Source organism: Umezawaea tangerina (assembly GCF_003002815.1).
Taxonomy (GTDB): domain Bacteria; phylum Actinomycetota; class Actinomycetes; order Mycobacteriales; family Pseudonocardiaceae; genus Umezawaea; species Umezawaea tangerina.
On record NZ_PVTF01000020.1, the window covers coordinates 19,234 to 33,952 of the forward strand.

At 71.0% G+C, this 14,719-nt stretch carries 11 protein-coding genes; 8 read left to right on the forward strand and 3 right to left on the reverse strand.

Going from position 1 to position 14,719, the window contains the following annotated elements:
• Nucleotides 1-96 precede the first annotated feature (96 nt).
• Genes dnaK through CLV43_RS42640 form a run of 4 tightly spaced genes read left to right on the forward strand, consistent with a single transcriptional unit; the run spans nucleotide 97 to nucleotide 4,215 of the window.
• Nucleotides 97-1,953 (forward strand): molecular chaperone DnaK, encoded by a 1,857-nt coding sequence (gene dnaK, locus CLV43_RS42625; protein WP_106196019.1) that lies wholly within the window; start codon nucleotides 97-99, stop codon nucleotides 1,951-1,953.
• A complete protein-coding gene (gene grpE, locus CLV43_RS42630; RefSeq protein WP_106196021.1) occupies nucleotides 1,950-2,567 on the forward strand; it encodes a nucleotide exchange factor GrpE in 618 nt (205 codons plus the stop codon). Before dnaK ends, grpE begins: the two co-directional genes overlap by 4 nt.
• A 35-nt stretch (nucleotides 2,568-2,602) precedes the next feature.
• Complete coding sequence (gene dnaJ, locus CLV43_RS42635) at nucleotides 2,603-3,781, forward strand: molecular chaperone DnaJ (protein ID WP_106196022.1); 1,179 nt, start codon at nucleotides 2,603-2,605, stop codon at nucleotides 3,779-3,781.
• Nucleotides 3,778-4,215, forward strand: a complete 438-nt coding sequence (locus tag CLV43_RS42640; protein ID WP_106196024.1) for a heat shock protein transcriptional repressor HspR — start codon at nucleotides 3,778-3,780, stop codon at nucleotides 4,213-4,215. Before dnaJ ends, CLV43_RS42640 begins: the two co-directional genes overlap by 4 nt.
• A 377-nt stretch (nucleotides 4,216-4,592) precedes the next feature.
• Here the strand turns inward: CLV43_RS42640 and CLV43_RS42645 are convergent, their stop codons facing one another.
• Both CLV43_RS42645 and CLV43_RS42650 read right to left on the reverse strand, forming a co-directional pair.
• Nucleotides 4,593-6,974 carry a tetratricopeptide repeat protein gene (locus CLV43_RS42645; protein WP_170156266.1) on the reverse strand — a complete coding sequence of 794 codons (2,382 nt, stop codon included), beginning with the start codon at nucleotides 6,972-6,974 and terminating at the stop codon, nucleotides 4,593-4,595.
• A gap of 88 nt (nucleotides 6,975-7,062) precedes the next feature.
• Nucleotides 7,063-8,166 carry an FAD-binding oxidoreductase gene (locus CLV43_RS42650; RefSeq protein WP_106196027.1) on the reverse strand — a complete coding sequence of 368 codons (1,104 nt, stop codon included), beginning with the start codon at nucleotides 8,164-8,166 and terminating at the stop codon, nucleotides 7,063-7,065.
• A 453-nt stretch (nucleotides 8,167-8,619) separates the two neighbouring features.
• On the opposite strand from CLV43_RS42650, the gene CLV43_RS42655 reads away from it, so the two are divergent.
• Nucleotides 8,620-9,084 (forward strand): MarR family winged helix-turn-helix transcriptional regulator, encoded by a 465-nt coding sequence (locus CLV43_RS42655; protein ID WP_106196029.1) that lies wholly within the window; start codon nucleotides 8,620-8,622, stop codon nucleotides 9,082-9,084.
• On the forward strand, nucleotides 9,081-10,712 hold the full coding sequence (locus CLV43_RS42660; RefSeq protein ID WP_245887456.1) for an MDR family MFS transporter: 1,632 nt from the start codon (nucleotides 9,081-9,083) through the stop codon (nucleotides 10,710-10,712). The genes CLV43_RS42655 and CLV43_RS42660 overlap by 4 nt, the downstream gene beginning before the upstream one ends.
• Before the next feature lie 52 nt (nucleotides 10,713-10,764).
• Here the strand turns inward: CLV43_RS42660 and CLV43_RS48275 are convergent, their stop codons facing one another.
• Nucleotides 10,765-11,148: a VOC family protein gene (locus tag CLV43_RS48275; protein WP_170156267.1), complete on the reverse strand. Its 384-nt coding sequence runs from the start codon at nucleotides 11,146-11,148 to the stop codon at nucleotides 10,765-10,767.
• Nucleotides 11,149-11,287: 139 nt separating this feature from the next.
• Here CLV43_RS48275 and clpB point away from each other — a divergent pair, with 139 nt between their 5' ends.
• Both clpB and CLV43_RS42675 read left to right on the forward strand, forming a co-directional pair.
• The gene (clpB, locus tag CLV43_RS42670; RefSeq protein WP_106196034.1) at nucleotides 11,288-13,870 is read left to right on the forward strand and encodes an ATP-dependent chaperone ClpB; all 2,583 of its coding nucleotides are present in this window, start codon (nucleotides 11,288-11,290) and stop codon (nucleotides 13,868-13,870) included.
• Nucleotides 13,871-14,007: 137 nt separating this feature from the next.
• Entirely contained in the window at nucleotides 14,008-14,709 is a 702-nt protein-coding gene (locus CLV43_RS42675) for a type III secretion system chaperone family protein (protein ID WP_106196036.1), read from the forward strand.
• Nucleotides 14,710-14,719 lie beyond the last annotated feature (10 nt).

Below are 14,719 nucleotides of genomic sequence, written 5' to 3' on the forward strand. Positions count from 1 at the left end.
GTTGAGCCCGTTGGACTCAAGTCCGGTGGACCTGGCAAACTTGAGCCGGTAGCGCTCAACGCGATACCCACCAGCACGTACTACCAGGAGGAATTCATGGCGCGAGCAGTCGGCATCGACCTGGGGACGACCAACTCCGTCGTCGCGGTCCTGGAGGGCGGCGAGCCGACGGTGATCGCCAACTCCGAGGGCTCCCGCACCACCCCGTCCATCGTGGCCTTCGCCAAGAACGGCGAAGTGCTCGTGGGCCAGCCCGCCAAGAACCAGGCGGTGACCAACGTCGACCGCACGATCCGCTCGGTCAAGCGGCACATCGGCACCGACTGGAAGACCGAGCCGGTCGACGGCAAGGCCTACACGTCGCAGGAGATCTCCGCGCGCGTCCTGATGAAGCTGAAGCGCGACGCCGAGGCGTACCTGGGCGAGGAGATCACGGACGCCGTGATCACCGTGCCCGCGTACTTCGAGGACGCCCAGCGCCAGGCCACCAAGGAAGCCGGTCAGATCGCCGGTCTCAACGTCCTGCGCATCGTCAACGAGCCCACCTCCGCCGCCCTGGCCTACGGCCTGGACAAGGGCGAGAAGGAGCAGACGATCCTCGTCTTCGACCTCGGCGGCGGCACGTTCGACGTGTCCCTGCTGGAGCTGGGCGACGGCGTCGTCGAGGTCCGCGCGACCTCCGGTGACAACCACCTCGGCGGCGACGACTGGGACCAGCGCGTCGTCGACTGGCTGGTCGAGCGCTTCAAGTCCGCGAACGGCATCGACCTGACCAAGGACAAGATGGCGCTCCAGCGGATCCGCGAGGCCGCCGAGAAGGCGAAGATCGAGCTGTCCAGCTCGAACAACGCCAGCATCAACCTGCCCTACATCACGGTCGACTCGGACAAGAACCCGCTGTTCCTGGACGAGACGCTGTCCCGCGCCGAGTTCCAGCGCATCACGAACGACCTGCTGGAGCGCACCCGCGCGCCGTTCAACAACGTGATCAAGGACGCCGGCGTCTCCGTCGGCGACATCGACCACGTCGTGCTCGTGGGTGGTTCCACCCGCATGCCGTCCGTGGCCGAGCTGGTCAAGGAGCTGACCGGTGGCCGCGAGCCCAACAAGGGCGTGAACCCGGACGAGGTCGTCGCCGTCGGCGCGGCTCTGCAGGCCGGTGTCCTCAAGGGCGAGGTCAAGGACGTCCTGCTGCTCGACGTCACCCCGCTGTCCCTGGGCATCGAGACCAAGGGCGGCGTGATGACCAAGCTCATCGAGCGCAACACGACGATCCCGACCAAGCGGTCCGAGATCTTCACGACGGCGGACGACAACCAGCCGTCGGTGCAGATCCAGGTGTTCCAGGGCGAGCGCGACTTCGCGTCGGACAACAAGAAGCTCGGCATGTTCGAGCTGACCGGCCTGCCCCCGGCCCCCCGCGGCCTGCCGCAGATCGAGGTCACCTTCGACATCGACGCGAACGGCATCGTCCACGTCGGCGCCAAGGACCTGGGCACCGGCAAGGAGCAGTCGATGACGATCACCGGTGGCTCCGCGCTGCCGAAGGACGACATCGAGCGCATGGTCAAGGACGCCGAGGCCCACGCGGAGGAGGACAAGCGCCGCCGCGACGAGGCCGAGGTCCGCAACCAGGCGGAGACCCTCGTCTACCAGACCGAGAAGGTCGTCAAGGAGAACGAGGACAAGCTCCCCGAGGACGTCAAGGAGAAGGTCAAGGCCGCCGTGGCCGAGACCAACGAGGCGCTCAAGGGCACCGACATCGCCGCGGTCCGCGCGGCCGTGGAGAAGCTCGCCACCGAGTCGCAGGCCATCGGCACCGCCCTGTACTCCAACACGGGTGCGGCTCCCGGCGCCGAAGGTGCCGAGGGCGCTCCGGGCGCGGCCGCCGGTGACAAGGGCGCCGACGACGTCGTGGACGCCGAGATCGTCGACGAGGACGAGAAGAAGTGACCCATCCACACGAGGACGAGCAGGCCCCGGCGGTGAACGACCACCGCCGGGCCGAGCCCGAGCCGGAGCAGGCCGTCGAGGCCGAGGTGCTCGACGTCGAGTTCGAGGGCGGCAAGCACGCGGCGCCCGAGGTCCTCTTCGAGGAGGACCCGGCCGCCGAGTTCAAGGCGCAGCTCGACGAGCGCACGGCCGACCTCCAGCGGCTGACGGCCGAGTACGCGAACTACCGCAAGCGCGTCGAGCGCGACCGGGAGGCCGTGGTCGCCAACGCCAAGGCGCAGGTGGCGGGCGAGCTGCTGGCCGTGCTGGACGACGTCGAGAGGGCCGCCGCCCACGGCGACCTGACCGGCGCGTTCAAGGCGGTGGCGGACAAGCTCGTCGGCGCGCTCCAGCACACCGGGCTCGAGTCGTTCGGCCACGACGGCGAACCGTTCGACCCGTCGGTGCACGAGGCGGTGCAGCACGGCACGTCCCCGGACGTGGCGGGCCCGACCGTCAGCGCCGTGCTGCGGCGCGGCTACCGGTTCGGCGAGCGCGTGCTGCGGCCCGCGCTGGTCGCGGTGACCGACTTCGAGGCGAGCGACGTGTCCGTGCCTGACCAGGCGCAGGACTAGGTACTAGGTACTAACGGAAAGGAGGAGACGTCCGGATGAGTGCTAGGGACTGGATCGAAAAGGACTTCTACCGCGAGCTGGGCGTCTCCTCCGACGCCTCGGCGGACGAGATCAAGAAGGCGTACCGGAAGCTGGCGCGGGAGCTGCACCCCGACGCCAACCCCGGTGACGCCAAGGCCGAGGCGCGCTTCAAGGCCGTGTCCGAGGCGAACGGCGTGCTGTCGGACACCGCCAAGCGCAAGCAGTACGACGAGGCCCGCAGGCTGTTCTCCAGCGGCGGTGGTTTCGGCGGAGGCTTCGGCGGTGGCGGCGGCAACAGGTTCGACGTCGGCGACGTGTTCAACCGCGCGGGCGGGCAGGCGGGCGGGGCCGGTGGCCTCGGCGACCTGCTCGGCGGGCTGTTCAACCGCCGCGGCGGCAACGCCTCGTCGGCGACCCGGCCGCGGCGCGGCGAGGACGTCGAGACCAACGTCCGCATCGACTTCACCGAGGCGGTCAAGGGCGCGACGGTGCCGATGCGCCTGTCCAGCCCGGCCGCTTGCGGCACCTGCGGCGGGTCCGGCGCGAAGCCCGGCACCGTTCCGCACACCTGCACGAACTGCGGTGGCGCCGGCCTGGTGACCCGCAGCCAGGGCGCGTTCGCGTTCAGCGAGCCGTGCCAGGACTGCCGCGGCACCGGCAAGATCATCGACGACCCGTGCCCCGAGTGCGGTGGCGACGGCGTCAGCACCAAGACCCGCACGCTGACCATCAGGATCCCCGCCGGGGTCGACGACGGCCAGCGCATCCGCCTTGCCGGACAAGGGGAACCGGGCCGCAACGGCGGCCCCACCGGCGACCTGTTCGTCCGGGTCCACGTGAACCCGCACCCGCTCTTCGGCCGCTCGGGCAACGACCTCACGCTGAACGTGCCGGTGTCGTTCGCCGAGCTCGCGCTCGGCACGACGTTGACGGTGCCCACGCTGGAGAGCAAGGTGACCTTGAAGGTGCCCGCGGGTACCGCCAGCGGCCGCGTCCTGCGCGCCAAGGGCAAGGGCATCGAGAAGCGCGACGGCAAGGTCGGCGACCTGCTCATCACGTTGCAGGTGGCCGTCCCGAACAACATGGACGCCAAGGCCGAGGAGGCCCTGAAGGCCTACGCCGAGGCCACCGCGCAGCACGACCCGCGAGCGGAGCTGAACGCACTGCTGGAGAGCAAGGGGAGGGCGACATGACCACACCGGGGTTCCCCTTCCCGCCCGGCACCGACGAGGACACCCCGTTCTTCGTGATCTCGGTGGCGGCCCAGCTCTCCGGCCTGCACGCCCAGACGCTGCGCAGCTACGACCGCCTCGGCCTGGTCTCGCCCGGCCGCACGTCCGGTGGCGGCCGCCGGTACTCGATGCGCGACATCGTGCTGCTCCGCGAGGTCCAGCGCCTGTCCCAGGAGGACGGCGTCAACCTCGCGGGCATCAAGCGGATCATCGACCTGGAGAACGAGGTCGACGCCCTCCGCGGCCGCCTCGCCGAGCTCACCCAGGAGCTGGCCAACGCGCTCGCCGCCGCCGACCACGCCGCGGCCTCCGTGCACAAGACCTACCGCCGCGACCTCGTCCCGCTCCGGCACGAGACCGCCCTCGTGGTCTGGAAGCCCCAACCCCGCCGCTGACGCCAGGAGGTGCCCGTCTTCACGGGCACCTCTGTAGGGGTTGCTCCACCTCCTTTCGGGAGACGTCCGCCGCGCCCGCCCATGGTGACGATCATGAATGGATCGACGTGATTGGTTGCGGAGGGTGATAACTGAGGATGCCTCGCGTGTAGGAATCCGCAGGTCGCCGGTCGGCGCGACCGGTCGGAGAACGGGTGGGAAAGGGCTTCGGCGCGCAATTTGTCGCTGAGCAGCGGAAATGGCAATTTGTTACCCGTTCGAGTCCGATCGGAGAGTTTTCCGCGTCGGATTCCGGTGTCGCACTCCGGAAATGCGCGACCTCCGAAGAAAATGTCGAACATCCGTGACGTTGTTTTAGTGGCCCGTCCCGGTTCGCCCTAACGCGCTCGTTCCGCCCAGTAATCCAGATGGCGCCGGGTGGCCAGGGTGTCGGGGTGGTCAGGGCCGAGCACGCGGGTCCGCACGGTGAGCAAATTCGCGAACTGGTCGCGCGCGCCTGCCACGTCCCCCGTCCGACCTGCCAGGTACGCCTTGTCGTGCCTGGTCACGAGGGTGTCGGGGTGGTCGCGGCCCAGGACGCGCTCGCGCACCGCGAGCAGCTCCGCGAACTGGGCGTGCGCCTCGACGGGATCCCCGGCCTCCGCCGTCCAGTATGCCCAGTCGTGCCTGGTCACGAGGGTGTCGGGGTGGTCAGGGCCGAGCACGCGGTCCCGCACCGCGAGCAGGTCCGCGAGCTGGTCGCGCGCGCCCGCCGCGTCCCCGGCCCGGCCGGTCCACCCCGCGACGTCCTGGCGGCTCGCGAGGGTGGTGGGGCATTCGGGGCCCAGAACGCGCTCACGCGCGCGGAGGAGCCCGGTGAGCAGGCGGAGACCCTCGGGGACGTCGGCCGCCCTGAACGACCAGTGAGCGGCCTTCCCGAGGGTCGCCAGGGTGTCCGGGTGGTCGTCCCCCAGGACCAGCCCGCGCGCGGCGAGCAGGTCCGCGTACTGCGCTCGCGCGGTCGCCGGGTCGCCCGCCACACCGGTCCAGTGGGCGAGGGTGCCGCGGGCGGCCAGCGTCCGCGGGTGCGCGGCGCCCAGGACGCGTTCGTGGAGGTCGACCAGCCGCGTGAACTGGTCGCGCGCCGCCGCCGGGTCCCCTGTCAGGCCGGTCCAGGTGGCCATGGCGTGCCGCAGGTCGAGCGCGTCCGGGTCGTCCGGGCGGAGGTGGTCCAGCAGGGCCTGCGCGTGGGGGCGCAGCAACCGCCAGCGGGCCGTGCTCACCGCGGTCACCGGAGTCGTCGGCCACGCGGCGTCGAGCAGCGCTTTCACGGTGGTGAGCCACGGCTGTACCCGGTTCTCGAGCCGGTCGCGGACCACGGCCTGGACCAGCAGGTGCACGTTCACCATCGCGGGTGTGGCGCACCGGGTGACCAGGCTGTAGGAGATCAGCTCCTTGGCGGTGTCGTAGCGGGTGACGGGGTCGGTCATGAGGTCGCGCAGCTCCGGCGGCGCGGCGATCTCGTCCGGGTTCGCCGGTGCCAGCAGGACGCCGATCGGGATGGCGTCCCCCGCGACGAACGACAGCAGCGTGAGCAGGGCTTTCGCCCGTGCGGAGAGCCTGGTGAACGACAGCTCCCAGGTGGTCGCGACGTTCTCGCCGTAGTCGGGGAGGCCGCCGGTGCGGTGCAGCCGGGCCGGGTGGTCGCGGTACGCGGTGGCGTACTCGGCCAGCGGCATCCCGGTGGTGCCGCAGAAGGCCCCGGCCTGGGCCAGTGCGAGCGGCAGGTGTCCCAGCAGGCCCGCCAGGGCGGACGCCGCCCGCCGGTCGTCCTCACCGGACAGCTGGACCAGCAGCCTGGCCGCGGCCTTCGGGCGCAGCGGGCCGACCCGGACCGGGCCGCCGCGGTCACCCGCGTCCACGTGCCTGGTCGTGACCAGGACGTGCCCGTTGCCGCGGGGAGGCACCAGGTCGCTCAGCGAGCCCATGTCCGGGAGCTGGTCCAGGACCAGCAGCCAGCCGCGGCACCTGCCGAGCTGGGTGTGCGCGGCCATGACGACGTCCTCGGCCGTGTCGGCCAGCCCCGGTGCCAGGTCGTCGAGCAGGGCCCTGAACTGGCTTTCGACGGCGCTCGGGTCACCCGCGGCGATCCAGTGCACGACGTCGTAGTCGGCGTGGTGGCGCTGCGCGTAGGCGCGGGCGAGGCTGGTCTTCCCGACGCCGCCCAGCCCGGTCAGCGTCCTGACCACCGGCAGGCCGGTGTTCTCCGCGCGGGTGAAGGCGGAACGGAGTGCCGCGAGCTCCTTCTTGCGCCCCACGACCTGCGCGGGGACGCCGATGTCGGAGCGGATCGCGGGGAGGCCGGGCGCGGCGCGTGCCACCGGCCCGGCAGGGGGAGGGTGCGGCGGCTGCCCGATGTGCACGGAGCCGTTGATCTGCCCGACCGCCAGCGTGTTGCCCTCGGAGGTGATGCCACCGGTGAAGGTGACCGGCGCCCACGTGCTGGGGCCAAGGTCGCGGATGGCGGCACCCAGGCGGGCCTCGAAGTCGTGGTCGTGCGCCGCCGTGGACCGCAGGGCGGCCGCGATCCGCTCGCGGGTGGCCGCGCTCGCGTCGCCGAACCGCTCCACCTCGGCCCGCAGGGTCTCCAGCTCGCGGGTGCCCGCGAGCTCCCCCGCCACCACGTCGTGCAGCCGGTCGAGCCCCCTGTCGGCCGTGTCCCGGTGGAGCTCGGACACGGCCCGGTGCAGGAGGAGCTCGACCGCCTTGTCGAAGTCCACCCCGTCCACCCCTGGTCGTCTGCCATCGGACGCGGCCGGCGGTCGCTCGAGTGCCCCAGTGGAATCGACCGCTCCGGCTGGGCGCGGCTCAGTCCAGGGTGAACGGGTCGTACTTGATGCGGTCGAGCGGGGTGCCCGCGACGAGCATCCTGGAGACCGTGGAGCGGATCATGGCGGGCGAGCCGCACACGAGCACGTCCCGGTCCTCCCAGGCGCCGTAGCGCGTCACGACGTCGGCGAGCGTGCCCTGCTCGACGCCGCGGGCGCCGGGGTCGGACTCGAGCACCGGGACGACGGTCAGCCACGGGTTGGTCATGGCGATGCGCTGCAGGTTGTCGAGGTCGTACAGGTCCTCGCGGGTCCGGCCGCCCATGAACAGGTGCACCCTGGGGTTCTCGCCCCACTGCGCCATGTCGTCGATGATCGCGTGCATCGGCGCGACGCCGGTGCCGCCCGCGACCATCAGGACGTCCTGCCTCGACGCGCGGTCGACACCGAGGCGGCCCATCGGGGGACCGAGGCGCCAGACGTCACCCGGCTGGGTGTGGCCGACCACGGAACGGCTGACCCAGCCGCCCTCCACGGACCTGATGTGGAACTCGATGCTCCCGTCCTCGCGCGGGGCGTTGGCGGGCGAGAAGTACCGCCACAGCCTGCCGCGCTGGGGCGTCTCCACGCTCAGGTACTGGCCCGCCCGGTAGGGCAGCGGGTGGTCGGGCATCAGCCTGACCACGGCCAGGTCCCAGCTGACGCGCTGGTGCTCCAGCACCGTGGCGCGCCAGAAGGCCGGGCCGTCGTCCGCGGCGGCCGCCTCCTGCATGGAGCGCGCCATGATCGTGTACGCCTCGGCCCACGCCAGCTCCACGGCCGGAGTCCAGGCGGTGCCCGCGTACTTCTTCACGGCGGCCAGCAGCGCGGTGCCCACGGCCTCGTAGTGCACGGTCACGACGCCGAACTTCCGGTGGTCGCGGCCGAGCTGGCGGAGGAACGGGATGAGGTCGTCCGGGCGGTCCACCATCTGCACGGTGTGCACGAGGGCGCGCAGCAGGCGGCTGCGCTGCACCTCCATGTTGGCGGGGAACATCTCGCGAGTGGCTGGCGAGAGGCTGAAGAGCATGCCGTAGAAGAACTTGGCGACTTCTTCGGCGCGCGGCTCCACCACCGCGAAGCTCTCCCGGATCATGCGCACCATTGCGGTGACGCCGGGGGGCGGTTCGCGGTGTGGCGGAGTAGGGATGGGGCTAAGCACGGCGTTCGCAGTCATGATCCGGGCGCAGTCTCCACGTTCTTAGAGGCGCCAGCAAGGCGCACCGTCCACGTCAAGCATCCAACCCCGACGCGTCGACATTAACCCTTCATCTGGCTGGTTGACTCCTTGATGCCACCTTCGAGTGCAGCTTGGTTACATAGCGTCGCACGACTACCGGCCATCGGGTCAATATCCGCAGTTGTGTGTACCTTGATCGCCCCTTGTCCGGCGCGGTCGCGCGTGCGTTGCCCGCAGTAATCGCCCGACGTCACGCGGTGTCCTCCCTGTCGAGACCCCGGTTCCTCCTGTCGAGTGGTCTCCACGTCACATCGAAAAAGGTTGTATCGAGCAACTATCCAGGCATATAGTTGTTGATGACAACTAAAGGAGAGGGACATGGGCCCGACGAGCGAGACCTGCGTCGACGTGCTCCGCCAGCTGCACGCCGCGTTCCAGCTCAAGCACGTGATGACCGCGCGGGTGTGGGCGGACGAGCCGCAGCTGCACCCGGCCGCGGTCGGTCTGCTGGCCGAACTGGCGCGCCGCGGCGAGAGCCGGGTCTCCGACCTCGCGCAGGCCCACCTGGTCGACACGTCCGTGGTCAGCAGGCAGATCGCCCAGCTCGAACGGGCGGGCCTGGTCGAGCGCCGGGTCGCCCAGCACGACGGCCGGGTGCAGCTGATCTCGGTCACCGCCCTCGGGCTCGCCCGGCTCGACAGCTGGCGGCGGACCCAGATCGACCTGGTCCGGCAGGCGCTCGCCGGCTGGACCGAAGAAGACGTCCAAGCGTTCGCACGCCAGTTCGGCTTGTTCACCGACGACCTGCGTTCCCGACTGCTGGTCCCGGAGGCCATTCGATGACAGACGCGACACCCATGACCCACCGCAAGATCCTGGAGGCCCTGTCCGGGATCCTGCTGGCGCTGCTGGTCGCGATCCTCAGCTCGACGATCGTCGCCAACGCCCTCCCGACGATCCTCGCCGACCTCAAGGGCAACCAGACCCAGTACACCTGGGTCATCACCTCGACGCTGCTGGCGTCGACGGCCACCACCCCGATCTGGGGCAAGCTGGCCGACCTGTTCAGCAAGAAGCTGCTGTTCCAGATCGCGATCACGATCTTCACGATCGGCTCGGTGCTCTCCGGGTTCGCGCAGGACATGGAGCAGCTGATCGGCTTCCGCGTCGTCCAGGGCCTCGGCATGGGCGGTGTGCAGGCGCTCGCGCAGGTGATCATCGGCGCGATGGTCAGCCCCCGCGAACGCGGCCGCTACAGCGGCTACACCGGCGCGGTCATGGCCGCGGCCACGGTCGGCGGCCCGCTGGTCGGCGGGTTCATCGTCGACACCCCCGGACTCGGCTGGCGGTGGACGTTCTTCATCACCGTGCCGCTCGCGGTCCTGGCGCTCGGCGTGCTGGCGAAGACGCTGAAGCTGCCGACCGTGAGGAAGGACGTGAAGATCGACTACGCGGGCGCGTTCCTGATCACCGGTGGCGTCAGCCTGGTGCTGATGTGGGTGTCGTTCGCGGGCAAGGACTTCGGCTGGATCTCGCTGGAGACCCTCGGCTACCTCGGCGGGGCCGCGGTCGCGCTGGTGGCGGCGTACTTCGTCGAGCGCCGGGCCAGCTCGCCGGTCGTGCCGCTGCGCCTGTTCAAGCACCGCACGCTCTCGCTGGCCGTGCTCGGCAGCGTCGCCGTGGGCACCTCGATGTTCGGCGCCTCGGTCTTCCTCGGCCAGTACTTCCAGCTCTCCCGCGGCTTCTCGCCCACGAAGGCGGGCCTGCTCACGCTGCCGCTGGTCGCGGGCCTGACGATCGCCTCGACCGTGTCCGGCCAGCTGATCTCGCGGTACGGCAAGTGGAAGAACTTCCTCGTGTCCGGCGCGGTGGTCCTGGTCGCCGGGCTCGGGCTGCTGTCCACGATCGACCACCAGACCAACCTGGTGCTGATGGGCGGCTACATGGCGCTGACCGGTGTCGGCCTCGGCCTGACCATGCAGAACCTGGTGCTGGCGGTCCAGAACGACGTCGCCATGGCTGACCTCGGCGCGGCCAGCTCCACGGTCACGTTCTTCCGCTCGCTCGGCGGCACGGCCGGTGTCGCGGTGCTCGGCTCGGTGCTGGCCAGCCAGGTCGGCACCAAGATCGCCGCGGGGCTGCCCCCCGGTACCCCGAAGGGCACCGGCGGCGGCACGCTCGACCTGGCCCACCTGCCCGGCCCCATCCAGGCGCTGGTGCGCGGCGCCTACGGCGACGCCATGGCCACGCTGTTCCTGATCGCGGCCTGCGCGGCCGTCGTGACCGTGGTCGCGGTGGCGTTGATCAAGGAAGTGCCCCTGCGGACCTCGATGGACATCCCGCAGCCGGTGGTCGGTGCGCCGACCGGTGAGGCACCTGTCCACCTGCCTGTGGATGCCGACCTGCGGAATGTGGACAACTCGGCCCCTGCTGTGGACAACTCGCTACTACATGTGGGTGATCGGCGGTAGGCAAGGCCAAGATGTGCCCCCGACGCGCGACGCGTCGGGGGCACTTCCGCGTTCAGGGCATGGCGGCCTTCTCGGCGGCGCCGCGCTCGACGCAGAACTCGTTGCCCTCCGGGTCGGCGAGCACGACCCAGCCGCGGCCGTCGGGCCTGCGCTGGTCGTCCACGAGGGTCGCGCCGATGCCGAGCAGGCGCTCGACCTCCTCGTCGCGCGTGGTGTCCGGCCGCAGGTCGAGGTGCACGCGGTTGCGGGCGGCGGTCTTGCCGTCCGGGACGCGGACGAACAGCAGCGGCGTGCCGTCCGGGACCAGGACGGACGCCTCGGGGTCGCCCGCGAAGTCGTCGTCGGCCAGCGGGGCGCCGGTGACCCCGCTCCAGAACGTGGCCAGCGCGAACGGGTCGACGCTGCTGAAGGTGATGTGGTGCGGTGTGGCGCTCATCGGGCGATCATCCCCAGTCGGTGTGCCACGCCACACCGATTTTTCAAGTTGAGCGGAACGGACTCAACTTTGCTGACGTTGTGCACTGTGTGGGCCAGTGCTGAAGGCTGGCCGAGGGACATCTGCGATGAGGTGAGGAATGGACGCTTTCAACCCGACCACGAAGACCCAGCAGGCGGTGTCGGCCGCGGTGCAGGCCGCGACGGTCGCCGGGAACCCCGACGTGGGCTCCGTGCACCTGCTCGGCGCGCTGCTGGCTCAGGGGGACGGGCTGACCGCGCCACTGCTGTCCGCCGTCGGCGCGGACCCCGCGCTCGTCCACAAGGAGCTGGACCAGATCGCGCGCGGGCTGCCCGCCGCCAGCGGGTCCTCGGTGTCCGCGCCGCAGCTCTCGCGCGACGCCGCGCGGGTGCTGGGCAAGGCCCAGGAGCTCGCGACCGAGATGGGCGACGAGTACGTCTCCACCGAGCACCTGCTGGTCGGTCTCGCCCAGCACGGCGGCCAGGTGGCCGACCTGCTGCGCCGCCACGGCGCGTCGCCGGAGGCGCTGCGCGAGGCGTTCACCAAGGTGCGCGGCTCGGCGCGGGTCACCAGCCCGGACCCGGAGGGCACCTACAAGGCGCTGGAGAAGTACGGCGTCGACCTCACCGAGCGCGCTCGCAAGGGCGAGCTGGACCCGGTGATCGGCCGCGACTCGGAGATCCGCCGCGTCGTGCAGGTGCTGTCCCGGCGGACCAAGAACAACCCGGTGCTCATCGGCGAGCCCGGCGTCGGCAAGACCGCCATCGTGGAGGGCCTGGCCCAGCGCGTGGTCGCCGGTGACGTGCCGGAGTCGCTGCGCGGCAAGCGCGTCGTGGCGCTGGACCTGGGCTCGATGGTCGCGGGCGCGAAGTTCCGCGGCGAGTTCGAGGAGCGGCTCAAGGCGGTGCTCAAGGAGATCACCGACTCGGCCGGTCAGGTCATCACGTTCATCGACGAGCTGCACACGATCGTCGGCGCGGGCGCCACGGGCGAGAGCGCGATGGACGCGGGCAACATGATCAAGCCGATGCTGGCCCGCGGCGAGCTGCGGATGGTCGGCGCGACCACGCTCGACGAGTACCGCAAGTACGTCGAGAAGGACCCCGCGCTGGAGCGCCGGTTCCAGCAGGTGCTGGTCGGCGAGCCGAGCGTGGAGGACACGGTCGGCATCCTGCGCGGCCTCAAGGAGCGCTACGAGGTCCACCACGGCGTCCGGATCACCGACACCGCGCTGGTGGCCGCCGCGACCCTCTCGGACCGCTACATCACCTCCCGGTTCCTGCCGGACAAGGCCATCGACCTGGTCGACGAGGCCGCGTCCCGGCTGCGCATGGAGATCGACTCGCGGCCGGTCGAGGTCGACGAGGTCGAGCGGGCCGTGCGCCGCCTGGAGATCGAGGAGATGGCGCTCGGGAAGGAGTCCGACCCGGCCTCCAAGGAGCGGCTGACGGCGTTGCGCGCCGAGCTGGCCGAGAAGCGCGAGGCGCTGGCGGGCCTGACCGCGCGCTGGCAGAACGAGAAGGGCTCCATCGACAAGGTCCGCGACCTCAAGGAGCAGCTGGAGCAGCTGCGCGGCGAGTCGGAGCGGGCCGAGCGCGACGGCGACCTCGGACGGGCCGCGGAACTGCGCTACGGCCGCATCCCGGCGTTGGAGAAGGACCTGGAGGCGGCCACCAAGTCGACCGAGCAGGCCTCGGCGATGCTCAAGGAGGAAGTCGGCCCGGACGACGTCGCGGACGTGGTCAGCGCGTGGACCGGCATCCCCGCGGGCAGGCTGCTGGAGGGCGAGACGTCCAAGCTGCTGCGCATGGAGGACGAGCTGGGCAACCGGGTCATCGGCCAGGCCGAGGCGGTGCGGGTCGTGTCCGACGCGGTCCGCCGGACCCGCGCGGGCGTGGCGGACCCGGACCGGCCGACCGGGTCGTTCCTGTTCCTGGGCCCGACCGGCGTCGGCAAGACCGAGCTGGCCAAGGCGCTGGCGGAGTTCCTGTTCGACGACGAGCGGGCGATGGTCCGGATCGACATGAGCGAGTACTCCGAGAAGCACTCGGTCGCCAGGCTGGTCGGCGCCCCGCCCGGCTACGTGGGCTACGACCAGGGCGGGCAGCTCACCGAGTCGGTCCGCCGCAGGCCGTACTCGGTCGTGCTGCTCGACGAGGTCGAGAAGGCGCACCCGGACGTGTTCGACGTGCTGCTCCAGGTCCTGGACGACGGTCGGTTGACCGACGGCCAAGGCCGGACGGTGGACTTCCGCAACACGATCCTGGTGCTGACCTCGAACCTCGGGTCGCACGCGATCGCGGACGCCAACCTGGACGAGGGCCAGCGGTACGAGGCCGTGATGTCGGTGGTGGGCAAGCACTTCAAGCCCGAGTTCCTCAACCGGCTCGACGACGTGGTGGTCTTCCACGCGCTGGGCACCGAGGAGCTGTCGTCCATTGTGGACATCCAGGTGCGCAGGCTCGCGCGGCGGCTCGCGCAGCGCAGGCTCACCCTGGAGGTCACGCCGTCGGCACGGGACTGGTTGGCCCTCAAGGGCTTCGACCCGGTGTACGGCGCGCGGCCGCTGCGCAGGCTGGTGCAGTCGGCCATCGGCGACCAGCTGGCGAAGGAGCTGCTCGCGGGCGAGATCCGCGACGGCGACACCATCAAGGTGGACATGGTCGAGGACAGCTCCGGCCTCATCCTCGGCCGCTCCTGACCGGTCCGGCCGACCCCGCCCGCGCTCCCCGCGGGCGGGGTCGGCGCCACCGACCGAGGTAACGGGTTGATCTGTTCGTGCGAACCACCACGCAAGTGATCTTCGTTCTCGTGGGTGGGACCGCTACCCTTCGCACTGTGGGAATACCTGCCTGGGTCTGGTTCACCGTCTGCGCGGTGGCGGGAGTAGCCGGTTTCGCGCTGCTCGCGACCGACCGGGCGCAGCGCACCGCGCGCAACCGCGAACGCCGCAGGTGGGCCGCGCTGCGCGGCTGGCAGTTCGAGGAGACCGACCACGTGCTCCCCACCAGGTGGGAGAGCGGCGCGATCGCCTACTACGGGACCGGCATGGCCAGGGACGTGGTGGCCGGGTCGACGTTCACCGCGGACGGCAGGCGGCAGGTCTACGTGCTGGACCACGAGACCAACGGCAAGGTCAACTCGGTGCTGGTCGGCGTCCGCTGCCGCCGCCCGTTGCCGGTGGTCATCGAGCTGTGGCTGCCCAGCGTGCCGTTCCAGCGCGACCAGATGCCGGACCTGCTCGGACCGGTCGGCTCGCGCTACGCGTTCGTCACGGAGCTGGCCGCGGCCCGCAAGCTGATCACCCCCGACCTGGTCGACGCCGCCGAGGAGATCGGCGCGGACGTGACCGTGGTCTGGTTCGAGGGCGACTGGGTGATGGCCGCCGCGCCGCCCAACTCGAGCCCCGCCCGCCTGGAGCGCCTGCTGCGCGACGTGGGCGAGCTGGCCGACGTGGTCGACCCGTTCGACTCCGACCAGGAGGCCGAGAGCGGCGGCGAGGTCTACCGCCCGTCGTTCGGCCGCAAGCCCGCCAGCTGACGTGATCCGC

What these genes read in the sequence shown, in the direction of transcription:
- dnaK (WP_106196019.1), top strand. Translation starts at nt 97, where the DNA reads ATGGCGCGAGCAGTCGGCATCGACCTGGGGACGACCAACTCCGTCGTC.
- dnaJ (WP_106196022.1), top strand. Translation starts at nt 2,603, where the DNA reads ATGAGTGCTAGGGACTGGATCGAAAAGGACTTCTACCGCGAGCTGGGC.
- CLV43_RS42640 (WP_106196024.1), top strand. Translation starts at nt 3,778, where the DNA reads ATGACCACACCGGGGTTCCCCTTCCCGCCCGGCACCGACGAGGACACC.
- CLV43_RS42650 (WP_106196027.1), bottom strand. Translation starts at nt 8,166, where the DNA reads ATGGTGCGCATGATCCGGGAGAGCTTCGCGGTGGTGGAGCCGCGCGCC.
- CLV43_RS42655 (WP_106196029.1), top strand. Translation starts at nt 8,620, where the DNA reads ATGGGCCCGACGAGCGAGACCTGCGTCGACGTGCTCCGCCAGCTGCAC.
- CLV43_RS42660 (WP_245887456.1), top strand. Translation starts at nt 9,081, where the DNA reads ATGACAGACGCGACACCCATGACCCACCGCAAGATCCTGGAGGCCCTG.
- CLV43_RS48275 (WP_170156267.1), bottom strand. Translation starts at nt 11,148, where the DNA reads ATGAGCGCCACACCGCACCACATCACCTTCAGCAGCGTCGACCCGTTC.
- clpB (WP_106196034.1), top strand. Translation starts at nt 11,288, where the DNA reads ATGGACGCTTTCAACCCGACCACGAAGACCCAGCAGGCGGTGTCGGCC.